Source organism: Paenibacillus sp. FSL R5-0378 (genome assembly GCF_038009285.1).
In the GTDB taxonomy this organism is placed as follows: domain Bacteria; phylum Bacillota; class Bacilli; order Paenibacillales; family Paenibacillaceae; genus Paenibacillus_AQ; species Paenibacillus_AQ favisporus.
On sequence record NZ_JBBPAY010000001.1, the window covers coordinates 1,005,267 to 1,025,743 of the forward strand.

A 20,477-nucleotide genomic window follows, 5' to 3' on the forward strand; every position below is an offset into this window, starting at 1 on the left:
CAGGGGAGAGGAAACCATGATTCAGTTGAAAGATATCGGGAAATTCAAGGAGCTTCCAGAAATCGCAATGCATATCTATCAAGGGAATATTCCGGCTTTGCGGAATGCTATCGCGGAGGGTTGGGATATTGAGGAGGGTATCGTACTTAGCCGGTATAATGCGTTAAGTCCGCTTGACCTTGCCGTGATCGCGGAACGGCTGGATGTAGTTAAGCTGCTGGTAGAGCACGGCGTCAACCTCAATAACGCACAGAGTCCGGCTTTTTTACGGGCTGTCCGTTATGGGAAGAAGGAGATGGTACGCTATATCCACGCGCAGGGTGCCAGAATGGACATGCTGAATCGAGTGGGCTCCGGCGCGTATTCGCAGGCTTATTATGGCAACAAAAGCAACATCCCGCTCATTCAGGAGCTGGGCCTCGATATCAAGCTGCACGGCGGGGCTGTACTTCGCCAGGCGGTGTCCGATCATGACTATAAAACCCTCAATTACTTGCTCGATCAGGGGGTGGACATTAACTACAACCAGCCGGATCAAGTCTATCCTTACGAAGCGACGCCGTTAACCGTAGCCGCGCGCATTGGAAATTTCGACATGGTCAAGTTTTTGATCGAGCGGGGCGCGGATGTGACGTTAGCGGAAAAGGACGGTGAACGGCCGTATACGATCGCGGTCAGCCAAAAGAACGCAGTTCTGGCCGATTATTTAAAATCGCTGGAACCGCCGGAATTTCATGACGTGGCGAATAAGAAGCATGAACTGAGAGCGTATAAATTACCGGAGGAGCTGGTCGATCGGTTAACCGGTGACCGTCTGCGTCTTGAGTTAGCCCCCAATGAGTACGATATCCGGCATATCGACTTCTTCACCTTGACCGACACGATCCCGATCAAGGTGGGGGGGCAGAAGTTGCTGCGCCTATCGGCAGACATAGACAACTATTCGGATCTTCAGCTCATGTGGAATCCGAAGAAAAAAGGATGGATCGGCTGCTATGACGTCGAGCATGACCACTATTCGGACCTGTGCCGTTTGGGAGAGTTCCTCGAGCAGCCCGGTACGTATCTTATTCGTTTTCTAGAGGGTGAGCTGTAGAAACCATAATGGGTGCCTGAGGATGATCCGGACGAATCTGTGTGATTTTTCATACATCGTAATACTTTCGCCCTGTTGGCGCGCTGCGGAGTATGGGAAGATGGGGATATCAAAGGCTCGGGTTCAGCAAAATCCGAAGCCCTTGACCTTCAGGCTATGGCGGTCCTTCCTTCTAACTTCATTTGGCGAACATAGGGCCGCCGCTTCCCTGAAGGATTCCGATTCAGAGAGGAGGCGTCCAGGCTATCATGCTCCTTCCTTCTTAAACCCTTATTAAAAATTATGGGCATGGGTTTCCTGGACTCTTTAATATGAATATCAATACCATCTACTTACGAAGAGCCAATCATCTGATCGTGGAACAAGGGCAGGGAGGCGAGCCGCTCCCGAAGGCCTATTTGGCATCCGCCCTGAAAAATATTGAAGCGCTGGGATATACCTTTTCTCATGCGCTGCTGCGCGCGGTAAAGGACTTATCTAAAGTGCAGTTTGAAGCATTATACCAACAGCTGGTCGCGGATTTACAGGTTATGGTCGGGGCTCATGTGAAGTTCAAACCTATGTACCCGGATTTTCCGATGCAGGTCATGGAGCATAGCGATGCCGAGCTGTATCTGAATGCGATTTATCATTACCTGACGTTGGATGTACCGGCGTACGGGCAAGCGGACCGGCTGCCCCTGGAGGATGAAGGTAACCTGAAAGTGATTGGTTTGGGGAGCCGGGCGGAATTCATGAGCTTGATCTCCCGGTTGATTCAAGCCAAAGGCTCCATCTCCGATCGTGACAAACAGGATATTGATGACGTCATTGCGTTTGCCGGCGCGGATGATTTGGAAGTGCTTCTACCGGACGACATCCCGTTCAAGGAAAATGCGGCATTCGTCGCAGCGTCCTTAATGAAGCATGACCAAGCCAATCTGGAGCAGATCGGACGGTACTTTCGGACAGCGACCGATGTCCTTCGGCTGGCAGCCGCATGGTCGGATGGGGACGTCAGTCTGGCCGAGGCGACGCGTTTCCGCAAATTCAAACGGCGTGAGCGACGGCTGCTGCTGGGACTGCTCGAGAAGTGCCCATCCATCACGGAAGATATGCTGCGGTACAAGGAGCGCTGGATTCGGCTGGGCGAAATTCTGCATCCCTCCGAATATAAGCATCGCTTCAGGCGGTGCGAGGAAGCCTTTGACGTCCTGCGGAACGACAAGCCGTTCACGACCTTTAACGGAAGCGTGGAGCTGGCCTTCCAATTCCGGAACGTTTGGACGCTGATCGATCTCCTGATGCAGCGCCCGGGCGAACTGGCGAGAAGGCTCGATCATCTGCTCCGGTCCACCGAGCATACGGAGTATGTCGTGCTGGCTTTTGGCGAGGTGGTTAAGGAAGTATCGACGCCGGTGCTGCTGCAGGTGAAGAACCATTTTGCCCGCCGCCGGGAACGGCAGCAGCTGCGCGTCTTTTTTCCAAAAGGGAATGTCGCCAAAGCGTTTGCCCTTCGGAACAACCTGCCGGAGATTGACGAGGAGGCATGCCGGGACATCGTGCAGCTGTGCGAGCAGGCGCTGATTGGGCGTTTCTCCTCCCTGCCGCCGCTCGGGAAGGTGTATGTCGACAAGCGGCTCCAAAGCTACCTCGTACCGTTCTCCGGGCGTTCTGCCAGCAAAGCGCTGCATACGATCGTGCGCGGCAGCCGGGTGCCGATGGCGGAAGGGGATACGATCCGTTTCTTCAGCTGGTGGAAAGAGGGCCTGGTGGACGGTAAGCCGACGGGCCGCGTGGACATCGACCTTTCCGCCGTAATGTACGATCGCGACTGGCAGTATGTGGAGCATATTTCGTATACGAACTTACGGTCGTCCAAGTACCGGGCCGTGCACAGCGGAGATATCGTTTCGGCCCCTCAAGGCGCGTGTGAGTTCATCGACCTGCACATTCCATCCATCGTCGATTATGGCGGACGGTATATTGTGGCAACGCTGCATTCGTTCACAAGCCAGCCGTATTGCGATTTGCCGGAGTGCTTTACGGGCTGGATGATGCGGAAGAAGCCCGGGTCCGGTGAAATTTTCGAGCCTGGTACGGTCGCGAACAAAATCGATGTCACCGCCGATACGCAGATTGCCATCCCCGTAATCTTGGATCTGGTGGAACGCACGGTGATCTGGGCGGACCTATCTTTAACTCGGCATCCGTACTACTACAACAACGTCGAGGGGAACCAAAAAGGGATGGTCCTGATGGGCAAAGCGATGACGACTTTGCGGAAACCGGATCTGTATGATCTGTTCATGCTCCATGCCAAGGCCCGCGGGGTGCTGACCGATACTCCGGGGGAGGCCGATGCGTTGTTCTCTGTGGAACAAGGGGTAACTCCTTATGATATCGAGGAAATTATGGCGGAATATATGGTGTAGATTCGGATATACCGAAAAACGTAAAGAGATTAACCGATAACCGGCTCATGGCGATCATGTGTCGGTTTTTTGCGATCGTGATTTTTTTAATAAAATTCGCAACTATGACAATCCCTGTCACCAATATGGGCTAAGATGGACGTATGAAAGGCCGAAAGGAAGCAGAGGCTGGTCGTAAGAAATTTTAATCATCAAAAGGAGGAAGAATGTTATGTATGTGACGGTGCAGGATTTTATTCAGGAATGGAACAAGGAAGCCGAATTGACGCAGGGGGTTCTGGATGCGCTGACGGATGAATCGCTGGGGCAGCAGGTCTATCCGGAAGGACGGACTTTGGGCAGGATCGTCTGGCATTTTGTCTCGAATATCCCCGATTATTTGAACGAATTCGGCGTCACGATGGATAAGGTCGCAAATCCGGGTGAAGTCCCTTCCGCTAAAGAGATTGCGGATACCTTCCGCACGGTCAGCTCGGCGGCCGCCAAGGCACTGGAAGAGCAGTGGACCGATGAGTCACTTCGCAAGGTACAGAACGCATTTGGACGAATGGAATCCAATGCCTCCATCCTGATGGGGCTGATCAAGCATATTGCGCATCATCGGGGTCAAGCGACGGTTCTGATGCGTCAAGCGGGACTGGGCATACCGGCCGTCTACGGGCCATCGAAGGAAGGATGGGTGAAGCTGGGGGTACAGCAGCCGCCGCTGTAGAATCATTGGGCGCCCGATACGGCGCTTTTTTTTCATAAATGCTATGCAACTCCTTGAGGCTGCCGCGCCCTGGAGAACCGCCTCCGGAAAATGCTATAATCACAGCAAGAGTATATCGCAGGGGGAATGAGGATGAGCGAGGATCTGTTGGAGCAGCTGGAGACATGGCATGAAGAGGATGAATACGAACGCATCGTAGAGGCCGTAACGGAAATTCCTGCGGAGGAGCGGAGTTATGAGCTGGTCGGCCATTTAGGCCGGGCGCTGAACAATCTGGAACGCTACGAGGAGGCGGTGCAGCAGTTTCTGACCGTTGCCGAGGAAGGGGCGGAAGATCCGCTTTGGCATTACCGGATTGGACTGGCCTATTATTACCTGGAGCAGTATGATGAAGCCGAGCGGGAGTTTACTCGTGCTGATGAGCTGGAGCCTGGGGATGAGGATACCCTGGAGTTTCTGGAATGGATCCGTGCCAAGAAGGCCGGGGAATTCGAGGAAGAGACGGATGAAGATTTAGATTCAGACGACTCGGCGGAAGACAGCGGCTCGGATGAATCCGGGGAAACCGATGAAACGGATGGTGCCGCGGCGGCCGTGGCTTCGGTGAATGCCATCCCATCGGACGAAGCCAATTTAGATGTGCCGTATGGCTCGCCAAATGAGGGTTTCGATATCAACAACTTCTGGAACGACGCCGATCCCGATGCGGAATCGTATGTTTCGGCTCCGCCGACGGAAGATCTGATCGATTCCGTGCAGGAGGAGCTGGTGTTCAAGCTGCCGGCGTTTTATGTGCAGATGATGAAAATACATAACGGGGGCATTCCCCGCAGCAGGTACTTCCCGCTGGGTGAAGCCGCCGATGGAGCGCCAAGCGGGGTCCGGATTAACGGCATGTTCGGCATCGGCCGGGACAAAGCCAAGTCGCTTTGCGGGGCCTCCGGCAGCCGGTCTATCATCGAGAACGGTGGTTATCCGGAGTTCGGCGTCGTCATTTGCGACTGCCCGCAGGAGTCCGGCGTGGTTATGCTGGATTACCGTGGCTCCGGCAACGATGGAGAGCCTGAGGTTGTGCATGTAGAACAGGCAGACGGGCGTAAGGTCACCCGGCTCGCGCCCGATTTTGAAACCTTTGTCCGCGGACTAGTTAACGCCTAGGGCCTGTGACAACAAAGCAGCCATGAACGCGTGAGCGGGGATGGAATCCCTGCCATATCGCGCCAAAAAATCAAGAGGAAGCTGCTCCCTCGCAGGGAAGCCAGCTTCCTTTTTTATGTCATGGGGGGCAATTCCATTTCCGTTCTTTTAGGTTGCCGAATAGGAGCCATCCGTGACGGCATGCTCCAATGCCTCTTTCGCACGCTGCTTCTTGCGATGCACCCAACCGGTCAGCCAAGCGCTGATTTCGTACAAGGCGATGAGCGGAACAGCCACCATGAGATGGGAGACGAGGTCAGGCGGCGAGATCAGTGCAGCCACGGCAACCAGAACGACGTACGCGTAACGCCTCATTCCTTTTAGAATCGACGGGTTTAAGATCCCGATCCGCGCCAGAAACATAACGATCACGGGCAGTTCGAAGGCAATGGCGAGCGGGATCATGATATTGAACATAAACCCGAAGTACTGGGATACCCCATAGGTCTCCACAAGGCCGATCTGACGGTTGATGCCGGCTGTAAAGCGCAGGCTCATCGGAAAGACGACGAAATACGCAAAGGCCACGCCCACCAGAAAGCATGATGCAGCGAACGGTATGTAGCGGACTGCCGCCTTTTGCTCTCCAGGCTTGAGTCCCTGGCAGACAAACCGCCAAATCTGGTACATGCCAAAGGGTATGGTCGGCAGCAGCGACAGTACCACGGCAATGCTCATATAAATCCGCAGTCCGTCCCATGGAGAGAAGACGTTCCATGCGACGTGGAGCGGGGAATGCGTCCGCAGCAGCGTCAGAATATGAGGGGCTGCAAACAAGCCGGCTGCCATACTGACGATGAATACGGCAGCGATTCGAAGGAGCCGTTTTCTAAGCTCGGCGATATGCCCAAGCAGGGTCATCGTATTTTTCGCTTCCATAGGCGAAGATCACTCCTCCCAAGTCATGTCCGTTTACCGGAAGGCCGGCGTGCAGCGCGGCGTTTTCGATTTTTTCATTTCCTTCAGCTCCAGCGTATTAAATCCCTCCTGCATTTTTTGATAGATGTCCTGAATGGCCTTTACGTCTTCAAAAGAATATCGGCGGTTACCTCCTTTCGTCCGCTCCGGGAAGATCAGCTTTCGTTCCTCGTAATACCGGATTTGGCGTTCCGACAAGCCGGTCAGCTCGCAGACGATCCCAATGCTCATCACCTTGCTCTCCATGCTTTTTACCTCCTGTGCAAGTATAGTTAACCCCGGACCATTGCAGAAACAGCCAGGATTGAAACCTAGAAGAAGATAAAACAAAGAGAAGAAACACACAAACAGATATTTATGGAAGGAATTATGACATGATTTTAAGGAAAACCCATTAAAAATGCAATCGGTTTTTAAAAATAAAAAATCCATGTAAGAAATCCTTACACAAATTCACCGAAAACTAAATTTCTTTGCTAAGATCGCCTCAAGAGGTTCCATTCCACTAGCGAAGGAGTGATCGAGGTGACAATCAAGGAGCAACCGAAAGAGATGACCCGCAGACAATTTCTGTCGACCGTCGGCAAAGTGGGGGGATCCGTTGCCGTCTTCAGCCTGATGGGAACGATGGGACTGCTGTCGCCGGAGACGATGAAGGCCGCCGAATATGAGCCGCCGGGCCCGAATGATCTGCACTTAAGCGGACGGGGCGGCAAAAAAATCATCATTCTCGGCGCCGGAATCGCCGGCATGACCGCAGCGTACGAACTGGGATTGGCCGGGTACGACTGCACGATTCTCGAGGCAAAAAGCCGGGCTGGCGGCCGATGCTGGACTATTCGCGGCGGCACGTCAGAGGCGGAAATCGGTTCGGGTACCCAAACGTCCCGCTTCGATAAGGGCTTGTATTTCAATGCCGGCCCAATGCGCATTCCGCAGTTCCATGTCACCCTGGAGTACTGCCGGAAATTCGGCGTTGCGATCGAACCGTTCAACAACGTGAACGAAAGCGGCTATTACTACAACGAAAACGTCGGCGCTTTATCCGGTCAGAAGGTGCCGAAGCGGGCGGCCAAAGCGGACGTACGCGGCTACGTCGCGGAAATGCTCGCCAAAGCGGTCGACCAGAACGCGCTCGATCTTCCCCTAACGGCTGAAGAGAAGATGAAGCTCGTCGATTACTTAAAGGTGGAGGGGGACCTGAACCCCGATTTGTTCTACAAAGGTTCGCAGCGCGGCGGATACAAGGATGAGCCGGGGAGCAGGCTTGATGCCGGGGTTCTCCGCGATCCGTTCGATCTAAAGTCGATCATCAACTCCGGCTTCGGTAAGTATTTCAGCAATGAGTACGAATACGACCAGCAGATGATGATGTTCCACCCGATCGGCGGGATGGACGCCATTGCGAAGGCGTTCGAGAAGCGGGTTGGCAATCGGATCAAATTCCGGGCCGAGGTCAAGGAGATCCGCCAGTCCTCGTCGGGCGTGAGAATCGTGTACACCGACATGGCATCCGGCCGGGAGCAGGAGGTCAAAGGGGATTACTGCATCTGCACCATTCCGTTATCCGTGCTGAAGAAGATCCCCGCTGATTTTTCCCCCGAAATGTCCAAGGCGATTCAGAGCATCAATTACGCCTCTGCCGGAAAGATCGGCCTGCAGTTCAAGCGGCGCTTCTGGGAAGAGGATGAGCACCTGTACGGAGGCAGCAGCTTGACGAATATGGACATTACGCAGATTTATTACCCGCCGACCGATTATTTCGGGAAAAAGGGAGTCCTCCTCGGCTATTATGCCTACGGCGGGGTTGCCGACAAGCTCGGAGCGATGTCGTACGCGGAGCGGGAGAAGCTGGCGCTGGCACAAGGGGCCAAAATCCATCCGCAGTATCCAAAAGAGTTCGAATCCTCCTATTCGATCAACTGGAAAACGATCAAGTACCAAGAGGGCGGATGGGTTTCTTACTCAGCAAACGACCGCAAAACGTACTATCCGACACTGTGCAAGCCTGACAACCGGATTTACCTGGCCGGTGAGCATATCAGCTACATTACCGCTTGGCAGGCCGGAGCGATCGAGTCCGCCCGCGAAGTGGTCACCGACATCCATCAGCGTGTCATGAAATCATAGATCCATATCTAGAAGGGGCTGGTCTTTTATGATGAAAAAAATGAAAACGACGCTGCTGATGACAGTTCTGCTTGGCACCGTCAGCGTCACGGCATATGCCGACAGCGCCGACCATACCCCGGCGAAACCGGCCAAGCCGATCAAGACGGCGCCGGCGCCGGTATTTTACGGAAGCCCTTCGTCGTCCATATCCAGCGGCGTGGTCGTTCACGAAGGCGCATCGTACTTGTTCACGAGCGGCACCGTCCCGCCGGTACTGAACAAGGACGGCAAGACGGTCTATGAACGCTATGGGGATACGAAAACGCAGGGCATCGGCATTTTGAAGGAAATCGAAAAGCAGCTGAAGGAACAGGGCCTTGGCCTGAAAGATGTCGTTTACCTGCGGGTATACATCGCTCCTGACGCCCAGAAGGGCGGCACGTTTGACTATACGGGTTGGTTCGATGCCTATGCGCAGTTCTTTAATACCGAAGCCAATCCGGTAAAGCCGGCCCGCTCGACGGTAGGCGTGGCGAGCCTGGTGAGTTCCGACTGGCTGATCGAGATCGAAGCGGTGGCGGTGAAGCCGGATTCGAAGAAGAAGTGAGGCTGGAGCAATGATTTCGCTAAGGCGGAGTGTTCTCCATGACAAATGAGAAGGAGCTGATTGGCGATGTTTCAAAACGTAGGATTTGCCGGGTTGATGATGATTCTGGTCGTCGTGCTGATTTTGTTCGGGCCCTCCAAGCTGCCTGAGCTGGGCCGTGCGGTGGGACGCACGCTCTCCGAATTCAAGTCGTCCGCCAGGGACCTCGTCGGTGAGGATAAAGAAGAAGACAAAGAGCGTGAGCGAGAGTCCGGTATCATTAAAATCAAAGGATAAAGGGGAGGACCAACGGATCCGCCGATCAACGGCCACCCTGTATAGCCAGCCCCGTCATTCAACGCGAATGGCGGGGCTGTTTGCGCCCAGCCGGTCGAAGCGCATCGTGGCCTCCGCCGCTGTGTTCTTTTATAATGGAAGAACCAGGCATCGTTTGGCCGCTGAAGTTCTGGGCCGCATAATAAATTTGATACGGCACAGGATATGAAGCAGTGGAACCGGCCTTGGCCATAAGACAATCAGGCTGTCATCATGCGAAGAATAATTTTACTAGGACTGAAAAAGGAGACCTTTATGACGGATACACAAGGAAAACTGGAGGCGGGATGGCACTTAGACAACAGCTACGCCGGGCTGCCGGATCTGTTTTATACCCGGCAGGATCCGGTGCCGGTGCGTTCGCCGCAGATCGTGGCATTCAATGAGCCGCTGGCGGCGTCGCTCGGTTTAAACGCTCAGGCGCTCATGAGCGATGAAGGAGCTGCGGAACTGGCGGGAAACCGCATTCCGGAAGGGGCGCAGCCACTCGCCCAGGCATACGCAGGGCATCAATTCGGCCATCTTACGATGCTGGGTGACGGGCGGGCGGTCCTGCTGGGCGAGCAGGTTACGCCAGAGGGCAAGCGAGTGGATATTCAGCTCAAAGGAGCGGGCCGCACGCCATACTCCCGTGGTGGCGACGGACGGGCGGCCCTGGGGCCGATGCTGCGGGAATACATCATCAGCGAGGCCATGCATGGCCTTGGCATTCCGACGACCCGCAGCCTGGCGGTGACGTCCACCGGCCAGGCGATTACCCGGGAGGAAGAGCTGCCGGGCGCGATTTTAACCCGCGTGGCGGCCAGCCATATCCGCGTCGGCACGTTTCAGTTCGCTCGGGGAGCAGGCACGACGGATGACCTGCGGGCTTTGGCCGATTACACCCTGCAGAGGCATTATCCCGATGCTGACCTTGCTTCCGGTGAAAATCGCTACCTTATATTGCTGCAGGAAGTGATCAAGCGCCAAGCCGCTCTGATCGCGAAATGGCAGCTGGTTGGATTCGTCCACGGCGTTATGAATACGGACAACATGACCCTCAGCGGGGAAACGATCGACTACGGTCCGTGCGCCTTTATGGATACCTACGATCCGGCCACTGTGTTCAGCTCCATCGACTCACAGGGCCGGTATGCTTACGGCAACCAGCCGTACATCGGCTCCTGGAATCTCGCCCGATTGGCGGAAGCCTTGCTGCCGCTGCTGCATGAGGACGAGGAGCAGGCCGTTAAGATGGCGGAGAATGCGGTCGAGACTTTTGCCGGTCTATTTAATGAATACTGGCTTGCAGGGATGCGGGCGAAGCTTGGGATCTTCCGTGAAGAACCGGAGGACGAGGCGCTCATCGAAGAACTCTTGGACCTCATGAAGACGCATCGCGCCGACTATACCAATACGTTTCTTGCCTTAACGTTTGACCGGTTGGAGGGAACGCCGCTGCATGGCATCGAAGAATTCGAGGCTTGGCATGCACGCTGGCAGGAGAGGCTTGGCCGGCAGTCCGAAACCAAGGAGGCTGCGCATCAATTGATGCGGGACAGCAATCCGGCGGTCATTCCGAGGAACCACCGGGTGGAGGAAGCGCTGGAGGCGGCGGAGCAGGACGGCGATTACGAAGTGATGCACCAGCTGCTGCAGGTTCTGGCCGATCCTTATGCGCATACGCCGGAACAGGCCGAGTATGCCGTCGTACCGGAGTCGACGTTCCGGTATCGGACCTACTGCGGAACCTGATATAAGATCATGAGAAAGGACCAGCGGAGCTGGTCCTTTTTTTGTAGGAACAAGTGTTAGCCCAGTACTTCCTCTTCCTTTAATGTGGCCATCGGCTGGAGAAAACGGTGATCAAAAGCTCGCGGCGTGCCCCCCTCCCGTATCTTGTTCACCCAATCCGGATTGGCCAGTGCGCTGGTTCCGACGGCGATCAGATCGGCTGCTCCTGCAATCAGCATTTGTTCGGCCCTTTCAGGATCACCCAGTTTTCCATTGGCGATCACGGGAAGGCCGCTGTATCGTTTGGCGAGCTCCGCAAGGGTCGGCCCCTCATCCGAGAAGGCGGGCATCCATGCCTTATACTCGGTCGTATGAAGGTAACTGGCGGAAGCTGCGGCCAATTCCCCGAAGATGATTTTTGCATCTTCTTCTCCATGAGCCCATTTGTGGTCAAAATCGTTCACCTTCCCTTGCGAAATGCGAACGCCGACCAAATAATCCGGGCCAACGGCGGAACGGATGGCTCTAAGGACTTCTACGGCGAAGCGGATACGCCGGCTTGTCGCGCCGCCATAATCATCCGTGCGCCGGTTTGTATAATCCGTAATAAACTGATCGAGCAGATAGCCGTTGGCGGCATGAATCTCCACACCGTCAAATCCGGCGTACTTCGCGCGGAGAGCGGCCTGCTTGAAGCCTTCGATCGTTCTTCGAATCTCTGCCAGCGTCATAGCCTTTGGCACAGCGAACTCGCCGCTGCCCCCATGATCCTCCAGCATCGTTCCAACAGGCTGCACCGCAGACGGTGCGATCGGAGTGAAAGCATCATGCTGGACTAACGCGCCTGCATGCATCAACTGGGCAATGATTTTCCCTCCTTCCCGGTGCACGGCCTGAATGATCGGTATCCACGAATCAGCTTGTGCTATGCTGGCGATACCGGGCTGATGATGATAACTCCGGCTGAATTCCTCATCCGGGTACAAGCCCTCCGTGATGATCAAGCCGAATCCCCCTTTTGCAAAACGGGAATAATAACGTGCCATACGATCGTTAGCCACTCCGTTCGGCTCTGCACTGGTGCGTGTCATCGGCGCCAGAACCGCCCGATTCGGAAGCGGTAGGGTACCTAGCATATAACCGTTAAAAAGGTTCGGATATTGCTTCATATTTAAAAACCTCCCTTTATTTTTTTGATAGCGGACCTTCTTTTACACCTGGCTGTTGACCTGAGATGATTGTATCCTGCCTGTTCAATACCGTAAAATGATTGCTATAGATGAGCTCATTAAAAAAATTGATGGGATTGAACCGGAGGTTTTGGGGGATGGAGCTAACCGACTTGAAAGTGTTTATGGCTATTGTGAAGGAAGGCAGCATTACCCGCGCAGCTGAGAAGCTGGGTTATGTACAGTCCAACCTCACTACAAGGGTGCGAAAGCTGGAATCGGAGTTGGGGGCGCAGCTGTTTCTTAGGACACCGAAGGGAGTCGTCCTCGCCGAGAAAGGACTTGTTTTGTATCAATATGCGACGGACATTCTCATGCTGGCCGAGGAGGCAGCCAAGGCTGTCAAGGAGCCTGACTATCCTTGCGGTCCACTGTCGATCGGCGTGGTGGAGACGATAGCTTCAACGGCCCCATTTATTCAGGCGCTGTCCGAATTTCAGACCCAATACCCTGAGGTGAGCTTGTCTTTGGTGACTGCAACTTCGAAGGAAAATTACGAGAAAGTTCTGGATCGGCGCTTGGACGGCGCCTTCTTGACCGGGGAGTTTGAACTGTCCTCACTGCAGATCGCTTTTGAAATACAGGAAGAAGTGGTGCTCCTAACCCCTGCTGGTCAAGGAACAGAAGCATTTGCTAAGACGGGGAATCCTGCATGGGTCGTGTTTCCGAAGGGCTGCCCACTGCGTGCTGCGAACGAAGATTGGCTCCATAGCGAAGAGGAACAAGGTATGAATATGATCGAGGTCAGCACTTTGGAGACCATGCTAAATTGCGTACGTGCGGGAATCGGCAGTGCGTTTCTGACCCGGATGGCTGTGACTGCGACTGCGGATGAAGATGGTGTTCGCATGTATCCGGTCCCCGAACAATACCAATTTGTGACCACGCGATTGGTGTCCCGGAAGGAGCAGTTCCAGAGCCAAGCGTTCCTTGCTTTCGCCGCATGTGTAAAAAGGGCAGGACAGCGGTTTAACTTGGCAGGCTATGCAAATGTTTAAGCGAAAAAGATGCCTTCTGGTTTGATCCCATACTAAAGCCATCATACAGGAAGGCAGGATCAGGCAGCGCTTAGGGAGGATGGACCTGGCTGTCTCCGGGCATGTTAAGGGAAAACAAGTGGGGAGATGAAGCTAGGATGTCCAGAAGAAACCGAAAATACGCGGTGCCAGGGGTTGCCAGGGACATGCAGACGTTTAAAGCAGAAGTCATGCGGCGCGAAGGGTATGACGTGGACCCGAACCGGCCGGATGACGTGAAGTACGAAGTGGCCAAAGACCTCGGCGTGCCGCTCAGTCCGGACGGCAACGGCGAGCTCACGACGGAATCGGTCGGCCATGTCGGAGGCAAAATCGGCGGCTCGATGGTCCGCGAGATGATCCGGCTGGCCCAGCAGCAGCTGGCGGAGAAGGACGGGCAGAAGTAGCGGCATTAGGCTGTGGCATGGCGGCTTCTCTTCGTGAGCAAGGATTGCGTTGGAGTCTCCGAAGCTTATACTTTTTATATGTAATAAAGGCACCCCAATGTCCTAGCGGGTGCCTTTATTCTATCTCGCTATCGTTATAGTCGGTCACTTACCGGTCCCTTGTTCCATGGCTGTACTGCTCACCCCAGCTGCACATCAAACGTCGTTTTCTCGTTCGGCACGCTCTTCACGGATATTTTCCCTTTATGCTGCTCGACGATCGATTTGGCGATCGCCAGGCCAAGGCCGTATCCGCCGTGCTTGCGGGAGCGGGAGGCGTCGACGCGGTAGAACCGGTCGAAGATGTTGTCTAAATGCTCTGGGGCGATGCCCTCACCCGTGTTCGTCACCCGCAGCAGCAGATGGTTATGCTGCTTCTTCAGGCTCAGATGGATCGAGCCCCGTGGATTGGTATATTTGACGGCGTTGTCCAGCAGGATCATGACGACCTGCTTGATCTGCTCGCTGCTGCCGGTCAGGGTCAGACGCGGCTCGATGTCGTAAGTGAAAGACAGCTCCTTTTCGAAAATGATCGCTTCCATCGTAAGAATGACGCTTTCGACGGCTTCGCTGAGATCAAACGGCACGAAGATCATAAGGCCCCGCGCATCGTCCATCTGCGTCAGGTATAGGAGGTCGTTGGTTAGGGTCTTCATGCGCTCGGTCTCTGATTTGATATGCTGGAGCCATTTCGACTGCGACCGGATCGTCTCGTCACTGTTGGCCAGAAGGACATCAGCGTTCGTGTTGATGACCGCAAGCGGCGTCTTTAGCTCATGTGAGGCGTCTGCGATAAACTGCTTCTGCTTGTCGAAGGCTTCGCGGACCGGCTCGATGGACCGGTTGGCGAAATATCGGCTCGTCAGATAGATGACCGCCAGCATGACCAGCGCCACGATGGAAAAGGTGTAGATCAGGTTGGTAATGATTTTCAGCTGTGCCGTCACGTCCAGGAATACGATGGAATAGCCGCTGGGAGTCTGCTGCACGCTGTAAGCCCAGCGCGTTCCTTCGAGGGTGAACTGGGCGTTGCGGACGGGCTTGGAAGCCGCCTCTTCCTTGGCCGTCTCATAGAACGTATCCTCCATATCAAACCTCGTATTCTTGGACAGGAGATTCCACTCCCGGTCGGTCTTCAGCTCGAAGGATACCGACAGCTCCGGCGGGGGGATCTGCCCGCCTTCCCGGGGGTGGCGTAGATCGGTATCTCCCGTGGCGGGCAGCTCTCCGCCGATGCCTCCGGATCCCTGAATCTGTGCGGCGCTGCCGCCCGTGCCGGACAGGCTGCCCGTTTTGCCGCCGCTTCCGGTCTGCGCCAGCGAAGCCCCGCCCTGCCCGGAGCCTTTCCCCGGGCTTTGCTTTCCGGGCCCGCCGTCCTTGTGATAAAACTCCGAGACGCGCTCCAGTTCCATGCCGATGTCGCGGCGCACGTTTTGATAGGTAATGACGTAAATCGTGGCAAAGGCGACCAGCATGATGATGGTGATGATGACCATGTTCATCAGCAGGAACCGGTTGCGCAGCTTCTTGAACATTAAGAAGTCGCCTCCAATACATAGCCGACGCCCCGGATCGTGCTGATCCGCACCGAGGCGTTCAGGAACGCCAGCTTTTTCCGCAAAAACGAAATATACACTTCCACGTTATTGTGCTCCGCATCGGAATCAAAACCCCACAGCTTCTCGATCATTTGCTCCTTGGACGTCACCGCCGACTTTCGCAGCATCAGCAATTCGAGCAGCTCGCACTCCTTCAAAATCAGCTTCAGCTCCTTCCCGTTGCAGCTCAGCTTGAGCGTGGACGTGTTCAGCTCGATATCCCCGAATTTCAGGCCGTCCTCGGGGACAACCTCGCCTTTGCGGCGCAGCGCCGCCCGGATCCGGGCAAGCAGCTCGCCCGTCGAGAACGGCTTGGCGACATAATCGTCAGCTCCGCAGTCCAGCCCCGTAATCGTGTCCGAAATTTCGCCCTTGGCGGTAAGCATAATGACCGGCGTTGCAATGCCTTCGGCCCGGATCGTCTTCAGCAGCGTAATTCCGTCCATCCCCGGCAGCATGATGTCGAGCAGCAGCAGATCATAGATCCCGCTGAGGGCGTTATCCAGTCCCGTCTGGCCGTCGTGGACGGCATCGACGGAGTAATGGTTTTTCTTCAAAATCTGGGTCAGTGCCTCGGCCAGGTTAACCTCGTCTTCCACAATTAATATCCGCATGATCGTAATCTCCTTCATACCTCTAGTGCAGCGTTATTGTCCCTTAATTATAAGAAGCGAACCTTTAATCAACCTTTAACGCCTTGAATTGCAGCCTTTTGGGCTGCGGCCGGGCGGACCTGAACCTCAGCTCCTTCGCTTGTCCCTTATTGTACAATGGTGAGCTTGTTTTGTAATCGGCATGTAAACGGAATGTTATCGCAATGTTTAAGATTCGTTAAAGGTTAAGCCATTAAGCTACAAACATGAAGGGCGATGAGCCCGGGTGAACCTGTATAAACGAAAGGAGCGACATGACGATGGCTATTGAAGTGTTTAACCGGTATGAGAACAAGTATCTGATGGACACCAAGGCTTTTTACAACATTTACAACGACCTGATGGCATATATGGAACCGGATGAAAACAACAAGGATAACAAGTTCTACACTATCAGCAACTTGTACTACGATACGGAGCATCATACGCTCATCCGAACGAGTTTGGCCAAGCCCAAGTACCGGGAAAAGCTGCGGATCCGGTCGTACGGCGTGCCGGAGAGCGATGCCAAAGTATATCTGGAGCTGAAGAAGAAGGTGTTCGGCCTGGTGAACAAAAGAAGAACTTCGCTCAAGCTTCATGAGGCATACGAATTCGTCCGGACAGGGGTGCCGCCGGAGTTCCGGAAGGGCATGAACCGCCAGGTGGTCAGCGAAATCGAGTATTTTCTGAGCCGGTACGAGCTGAAACCGATGGTGTATCTGGCATACGACCGCATTGCCTTGTTCTGTAAGGGGAACCGGGATCTGCGGATTACCTTCGACACCAACATCCGCTCGCGGCGTTACGATCTTGCACTAGAGGCCGGGGATTACGGGGATCAGCTGATGGAGCGGGGACAGTGGCTGATGGAGGTCAAGGCCGAGAAGACCATTCCGGTCTGGCTGTCCAAAATGCTCTCCGAGCATCAGATGTACCGTACAAGCTTCTCCAAATACGGGAACGAGTATAAGAAATCGATACGCCATGCTAATGCACCAGTTGTGGAAAGGGAGAGAGTTGTTTTATGATCGATTCTATTTTGAGTTCGTCCGCTGCGGACACGACCTTATCGTTATCTCATGCGCTTTTGACGCTGGCTATCGCCATCGTGCTGGGTGCCATTATCAGCTTCACTTACATGAAAACACAGCCTGCCTATTCGCCGAGCTTCACCCTAACGATGATGGTGCTGCCGGCGATCGTAGCCATCATTATTATGCTGATTGGCAGCAATATCGCCCGGGCGTTCAGCCTGGCCGGAGCCTTCTCGATCATCCGGTTCCGGAGTGCGCCGGGAGACTCGAAGGACATCTCCTATGTTTTGTTCTCTATGGCGGCGGGGTTATCCGCCGGTGTTGGCGCCTTTGGGTATGCGGTTCTGTTTACAGTGATCCTCTGCGCGCTGATGTACGTTTTGAAGCTGATTAAATTCGGCACCCGCAAAGACGCGATCAAAACGCTGAAGGTGACCATTCCTGAGAACCTCGGTTATGAGGAGGCGTTTGAGGAGATTTTCCGCAAGCACAATGTCGAGTATGAGCTGAAAAAGGTCAAGACCACCGAGCTCGGCAGCCTCTATGAGGTGGTCTACTCGGTGAAAATGGGGCCGCAGACGAACCAGAAGGAATTTCTGGATGCGATCCGGACCCGCAACGGCAATCTGGACATTACGCTGACGATGAACCCTGCGGTGCAGGAATATTAAACGAAAGAGGTTGATCCGATGAAACATTCCTATAAGACGAAATTTGCCGCGATTCTGATCCTGTCGGCCATGCTGGCCTCCGGGTGCACGACCAATGCGGCGAGCAATACGACGACAGCGGCGGACGGCACGGCGACCGAGGCGACGGAAACGACGACAGTGAATGCGAGCGAAGCGAACGCGAAGCTGGCCAGCCTGAAAATCAAGGATCTGGTGGAGTATGACGCCGACGATACCACGGTAGATTGGTCAGCCGGTGACTCCACGGTCATCAAGCTGAACGGGACGGACGCGACCGTGACGGGCGCAGGCGCAAAGTCCGGCGGAGGCGATGTAACCATATCCTCGGCCGGAACGTATGTGATCAGCGGCAAGCTGCAAGGCGGCAGTATTGTGGTCAATGCAGGTAAAGATGACGTCGTGCGTTTGGTGCTGAACGGAGCGCAAATCGCGAGCTCGGACAGCCCGGCGATCCAGGTTAAGCAAGCCGGCAAAACGGTGCTGACGCTGCCGGAAGGGACGCAGAACACACTGTCGGACGGCACGAAGTATGCGGATACGTCCGATGAGGCGCCGACGGCGGCCCTGTTCAGCCAGGACGATCTGACGATTAATGGCACCGGCCAGCTGACCGTGCAGGGGAATTACAAGGACGGCATCACCAGCAAAGACGATCTGAAAATCGTCAGCGGCACGCTGAGCGTCAACGCAGCCGACGACGGCATCGTCGGCCGCGATCTGGCCGCCGTAAAAGCGGGCACGATCAACGTCAACGCCGGCGGGGACGGCTTCAAGACGACTTATGACGGAGACAAGACCGATAAAGGGTATTTGCTTATCGAGGACGGCACGTTCCATGTTGAATCCGGCAGCGACGGCTTCCAGGCGGCGGCTTCTCTGCTGATCGCCGGCGGTACCTATGATGTCGTGACCGGCGGCGGCAGCGCGAACGCCGAGCCGCATGAGGAAGAAATGCCGATGCAGCGCCCTGATTTCGGCGGCCAGTCAGGAGCGGACGGACAGGGAGGTGAGTCCGGGGCCCAAGGCACAGACAGCGGTACGGCTGCGGATTCGGTGAACGGCACCTCGGCATCGGCTTCGGCTAAGGATTCCGCATCCCAGGTGAAGGATGACACCGCTGCGAGTACGAACAGCAGCAGTGGAACAGACGCGGATGCGACGCAGACGGAGGATGAGGAAAGCGAGTCCACGAGTTCGAAAGGGCTCAAGGCAGAGGCAGGCATCGCTGTTTCGGGCGGCACGTTCACGATCGACTCGGCGGACGATACGGTGCACAGCAATGGCAGCATCCTCGTTTCCGGTGGCCAGCTGGATCTTGCGACCGGTGATGACGGCATTCACGGCGACGTATCGATCGTCATTTCCGGCGGCAAAGTGAACATCAAGAACAGCTACGAAGGTATTGAGGCGGCGGATATCAGCATCGCCGGCGGCGAAGTGAACGTCGTCGCGAGCGATGACGGCGTAAATGCTTCCGACGGCAGCGGCAGCTCGGAAGGCCCGGGCGGCATGTTCGGCGGACAACCGCCGGCAGGCATGCCGGGACAGGCGCCGGATCAAGCGGCCGGCAGCCAAGGAGAGACGGGCGATCAGGCGCAGTCCGGAACGTCTGCGCAAACGGGCAGCAGCTCGTCGTCTGGTACGGGCTCGGCGCAGTCCGATGCACAGGCGAATGCGGGCAGCCAGGCGGCGCAAAGCGGCTCGGCTGACCAAAACGGCGCCCAGCAGCGTCCGGATGGCCAAGGGATGCCTGGCGGCCCTGGCGGAAGCGCCGGCACCGCACAGCTGACGATCAGCGGCGGCTACCTGACGGTGAATGCGCAAGGCGACGGTCTGGACGCCAACGGCTCCATCACGATGACCGGAGGCACCGCGATCGTGAATGGTCCGACATCGGGCGGCAACGGCGCCCTTGATTATGACGGTACGTTCGAGCAGTCCGGCGGTCTGCTGGTTGCCGCGGGCAGCGCCGGTATGGCCCAAGCACCATCGGAATCGTCGTCGCAGCGCTCGGTGCTCATGACGTTCCCGAGCACGTTGAAGGCGGGCACGCTGGTGACGCTGGCCGACAGCGCAGGCACACCGGTCCTGAGCTTTGCACCGGCTAAAGACATCCAGACCATCGTCATTTCCACGCCGGATCTGAAGTCCGGAGAGACCTACGCCTTCTACACGGGTGGCACCTCGACAGGCACGTTGAAGGATGGCTTGTACACGAGCGGCAAGCTGACCGCCGGCACGAAGGTCGTCAGCTTCAAGCTCGGTGACACGGTCACGTATGTGAACGAGTCCGGCGTAACCACTGGTGGCGGTGGATTTGGCGGCGGCTTCGGCGGAGGCCGGGGTCCGGGAGGCAGAGGAGGAGCGAACGGTAGCGGATCGGGCGCGAGCAGTCAAAGCGGCGCCTCCGGTACGAGCGGCAGCACATCCGGTAACTCCAGCGGCAGCGCGTCCGGCAGCGGAACAAGCAGTACCGGACAGTCCGGAACGTCGGGCTCCGGCAGCTCGGATAATGCTGCTACAGGCACATCCTCGATTTAATGACCGGCACGAAGTAGCGAGAATATGCGGTGATATGCACGGGTAACGAAGAGCCCCCATTTTTAATGGGGGTTCTTTTTGCCGTGGTGTGGCTGGGCGCTGCCGATGGGAGGTTGCTTTTTCCCCGAATGTTCGCTTTACTATATACAAAAAAAGTACAGAATATTAAATATAATAGATTGATTTACGGAGGTCCTTGGGA

At 55.6% G+C, this 20,477-nt stretch carries 18 protein-coding genes; 13 read left to right on the forward strand and 5 right to left on the reverse strand.

The window, feature by feature from the left end; all coding sequences use genetic code 11:
* The first annotated feature begins 16 nt into the window (after window positions 1–16).
* The 4 genes from MKY74_RS04445 to MKY74_RS04460 all read left to right on the forward strand — a co-directional run bounded on the left by MKY74_RS04445 (window position 17) and on the right by MKY74_RS04460 (window position 5,380).
* A complete protein-coding gene (locus MKY74_RS04445; RefSeq protein ID WP_076172299.1) occupies window positions 17–1,096 on the forward strand; it encodes an ankyrin repeat domain-containing protein in 1,080 nt (359 codons plus the stop codon).
* A 311-nt stretch (window positions 1,097–1,407) separates the two neighbouring features.
* Window positions 1,408–3,510: a TerD family protein gene (locus tag MKY74_RS04450; RefSeq protein WP_076172297.1), complete on the forward strand. Its 2,103-nt coding sequence runs from the start codon at window positions 1,408–1,410 to the stop codon at window positions 3,508–3,510.
* A gap of 211 nt (window positions 3,511–3,721) precedes the next feature.
* The gene (locus tag MKY74_RS04455; RefSeq protein WP_076172295.1) at window positions 3,722–4,222 is read left to right on the forward strand and encodes a DinB family protein; all 501 of its coding nucleotides are present in this window, start codon (window positions 3,722–3,724) and stop codon (window positions 4,220–4,222) included.
* A gap of 132 nt (window positions 4,223–4,354) precedes the next feature.
* Entirely contained in the window at window positions 4,355–5,380 is a 1,026-nt protein-coding gene (locus MKY74_RS04460) for an SMI1/KNR4 family protein (protein WP_076172292.1), read from the forward strand.
* Window positions 5,381–5,527: 147 nt separating this feature from the next.
* On the opposite strand, the gene tatC is transcribed toward MKY74_RS04460, so the two are convergent.
* A complete protein-coding gene (tatC, locus tag MKY74_RS04465; protein ID WP_076172290.1) occupies window positions 5,528–6,298 on the reverse strand; it encodes a twin-arginine translocase subunit TatC in 771 nt (256 codons plus the stop codon).
* Window positions 6,299–6,331: 33 nt separating this feature from the next.
* Window positions 6,332–6,583 (reverse strand): MerR family transcriptional regulator, encoded by a 252-nt coding sequence (locus MKY74_RS04470; protein ID WP_076172288.1) that lies wholly within the window; start codon window positions 6,581–6,583, stop codon window positions 6,332–6,334.
* Between the two features lie 279 nt (window positions 6,584–6,862).
* Here MKY74_RS04470 and MKY74_RS04475 point away from each other — a divergent pair, with 279 nt between their 5' ends.
* From MKY74_RS04475 to MKY74_RS04490, 4 genes are all read left to right on the forward strand, one after another.
* Window positions 6,863–8,467 carry a flavin monoamine oxidase family protein gene (locus MKY74_RS04475; protein ID WP_089549535.1) on the forward strand — a complete coding sequence of 535 codons (1,605 nt, stop codon included), beginning with the start codon at window positions 6,863–6,865 and terminating at the stop codon, window positions 8,465–8,467.
* Between the two features lie 28 nt (window positions 8,468–8,495).
* On the forward strand, window positions 8,496–9,056 hold the full coding sequence (locus MKY74_RS04480; protein ID WP_076172286.1) for a RidA family protein: 561 nt from the start codon (window positions 8,496–8,498) through the stop codon (window positions 9,054–9,056).
* A gap of 66 nt (window positions 9,057–9,122) precedes the next feature.
* Window positions 9,123–9,332 carry a twin-arginine translocase TatA/TatE family subunit gene (locus MKY74_RS04485; RefSeq protein WP_076172284.1) on the forward strand — a complete coding sequence of 70 codons (210 nt, stop codon included), beginning with the start codon at window positions 9,123–9,125 and terminating at the stop codon, window positions 9,330–9,332.
* 294 nt (window positions 9,333–9,626) lie between these two features.
* Window positions 9,627–11,105, forward strand: coding sequence for a protein adenylyltransferase SelO (locus tag MKY74_RS04490; protein WP_076172282.1), 1,479 nt, complete (start codon window positions 9,627–9,629; stop codon window positions 11,103–11,105).
* Window positions 11,106–11,161: 56 nt separating this feature from the next.
* Here the strand turns inward: MKY74_RS04490 and MKY74_RS04495 are convergent, their stop codons facing one another.
* Window positions 11,162–12,253: an oxidoreductase gene (locus MKY74_RS04495; RefSeq protein ID WP_076172280.1), complete on the reverse strand. Its 1,092-nt coding sequence runs from the start codon at window positions 12,251–12,253 to the stop codon at window positions 11,162–11,164.
* A 158-nt stretch (window positions 12,254–12,411) separates the two neighbouring features.
* Between MKY74_RS04495 and MKY74_RS04500 the strand changes: the two genes are divergently transcribed.
* Window positions 12,412–13,311: a LysR family transcriptional regulator gene (locus tag MKY74_RS04500; RefSeq protein ID WP_076172278.1), complete on the forward strand. Its 900-nt coding sequence runs from the start codon at window positions 12,412–12,414 to the stop codon at window positions 13,309–13,311.
* A 137-nt stretch (window positions 13,312–13,448) separates the two neighbouring features.
* Window positions 13,449–13,736: an alpha/beta-type small acid-soluble spore protein gene (locus tag MKY74_RS04505; RefSeq protein ID WP_076172276.1), complete on the forward strand. Its 288-nt coding sequence runs from the start codon at window positions 13,449–13,451 to the stop codon at window positions 13,734–13,736.
* A gap of 179 nt (window positions 13,737–13,915) precedes the next feature.
* On the opposite strand, the gene MKY74_RS04510 is transcribed toward MKY74_RS04505, so the two are convergent.
* Window positions 13,916–15,310 (reverse strand): sensor histidine kinase, encoded by a 1,395-nt coding sequence (locus MKY74_RS04510; protein WP_076172274.1) that lies wholly within the window; start codon window positions 15,308–15,310, stop codon window positions 13,916–13,918.
* The gene (locus tag MKY74_RS04515) at window positions 15,310–15,987 is read right to left on the reverse strand and encodes a response regulator transcription factor (protein WP_076172272.1); all 678 of its coding nucleotides are present in this window, start codon (window positions 15,985–15,987) and stop codon (window positions 15,310–15,312) included. Before MKY74_RS04515 ends, MKY74_RS04510 begins: the two co-directional genes overlap by 1 nt.
* A gap of 299 nt (window positions 15,988–16,286) precedes the next feature.
* Here MKY74_RS04515 and MKY74_RS04520 point away from each other — a divergent pair, with 299 nt between their 5' ends.
* The 3 genes from MKY74_RS04520 to MKY74_RS04530 are packed head-to-tail and all read left to right on the forward strand — an operon-like array spanning window position 16,287 to window position 20,275.
* Window positions 16,287–17,036, forward strand: coding sequence for a polyphosphate polymerase domain-containing protein (locus MKY74_RS04520; RefSeq protein ID WP_076172270.1), 750 nt, complete (start codon window positions 16,287–16,289; stop codon window positions 17,034–17,036).
* Entirely contained in the window at window positions 17,033–17,713 is a 681-nt protein-coding gene (locus MKY74_RS04525; RefSeq protein ID WP_076172268.1) for a DUF4956 domain-containing protein, read from the forward strand. Before MKY74_RS04520 ends, MKY74_RS04525 begins: the two co-directional genes overlap by 4 nt.
* Before the next feature lie 18 nt (window positions 17,714–17,731).
* The gene (locus tag MKY74_RS04530; protein WP_076172266.1) at window positions 17,732–20,275 is read left to right on the forward strand and encodes a carbohydrate-binding domain-containing protein; all 2,544 of its coding nucleotides are present in this window, start codon (window positions 17,732–17,734) and stop codon (window positions 20,273–20,275) included.
* The last annotated feature ends 202 nt before the right edge of the window (window positions 20,276–20,477 follow it).

Coding starts and splice junctions, on each gene's coding strand:
- MKY74_RS04445 (WP_076172299.1), top strand. CDS start 17: ATGATTCAGTTGAAAGATATCGGGAAATTCAAGGAGCTTCCAGAAATC.
- MKY74_RS04450 (WP_076172297.1), top strand. CDS start 1,408: ATGAATATCAATACCATCTACTTACGAAGAGCCAATCATCTGATCGTG.
- MKY74_RS04455 (WP_076172295.1), top strand. CDS start 3,722: ATGTATGTGACGGTGCAGGATTTTATTCAGGAATGGAACAAGGAAGCC.
- MKY74_RS04460 (WP_076172292.1), top strand. CDS start 4,355: ATGAGCGAGGATCTGTTGGAGCAGCTGGAGACATGGCATGAAGAGGAT.
- tatC (WP_076172290.1), bottom strand. CDS start 6,298: ATGGAAGCGAAAAATACGATGACCCTGCTTGGGCATATCGCCGAGCTT.
- MKY74_RS04470 (WP_076172288.1), bottom strand. CDS start 6,583: ATGGAGAGCAAGGTGATGAGCATTGGGATCGTCTGCGAGCTGACCGGC.
- MKY74_RS04480 (WP_076172286.1), top strand. CDS start 8,496: ATGATGAAAAAAATGAAAACGACGCTGCTGATGACAGTTCTGCTTGGC.
- MKY74_RS04485 (WP_076172284.1), top strand. CDS start 9,123: ATGTTTCAAAACGTAGGATTTGCCGGGTTGATGATGATTCTGGTCGTC.
- MKY74_RS04490 (WP_076172282.1), top strand. CDS start 9,627: ATGACGGATACACAAGGAAAACTGGAGGCGGGATGGCACTTAGACAAC.
- MKY74_RS04495 (WP_076172280.1), bottom strand. CDS start 12,253: ATGAAGCAATATCCGAACCTTTTTAACGGTTATATGCTAGGTACCCTA.
- MKY74_RS04500 (WP_076172278.1), top strand. CDS start 12,412: ATGGAGCTAACCGACTTGAAAGTGTTTATGGCTATTGTGAAGGAAGGC.
- MKY74_RS04505 (WP_076172276.1), top strand. CDS start 13,449: ATGTCCAGAAGAAACCGAAAATACGCGGTGCCAGGGGTTGCCAGGGAC.
- MKY74_RS04510 (WP_076172274.1), bottom strand. CDS start 15,310: ATGTTCAAGAAGCTGCGCAACCGGTTCCTGCTGATGAACATGGTCATC.
- MKY74_RS04515 (WP_076172272.1), bottom strand. CDS start 15,987: ATGCGGATATTAATTGTGGAAGACGAGGTTAACCTGGCCGAGGCACTG.
- MKY74_RS04520 (WP_076172270.1), top strand. CDS start 16,287: ATGGCTATTGAAGTGTTTAACCGGTATGAGAACAAGTATCTGATGGAC.
- MKY74_RS04525 (WP_076172268.1), top strand. CDS start 17,033: ATGATCGATTCTATTTTGAGTTCGTCCGCTGCGGACACGACCTTATCG.
- MKY74_RS04530 (WP_076172266.1), top strand. CDS start 17,732: ATGAAACATTCCTATAAGACGAAATTTGCCGCGATTCTGATCCTGTCG.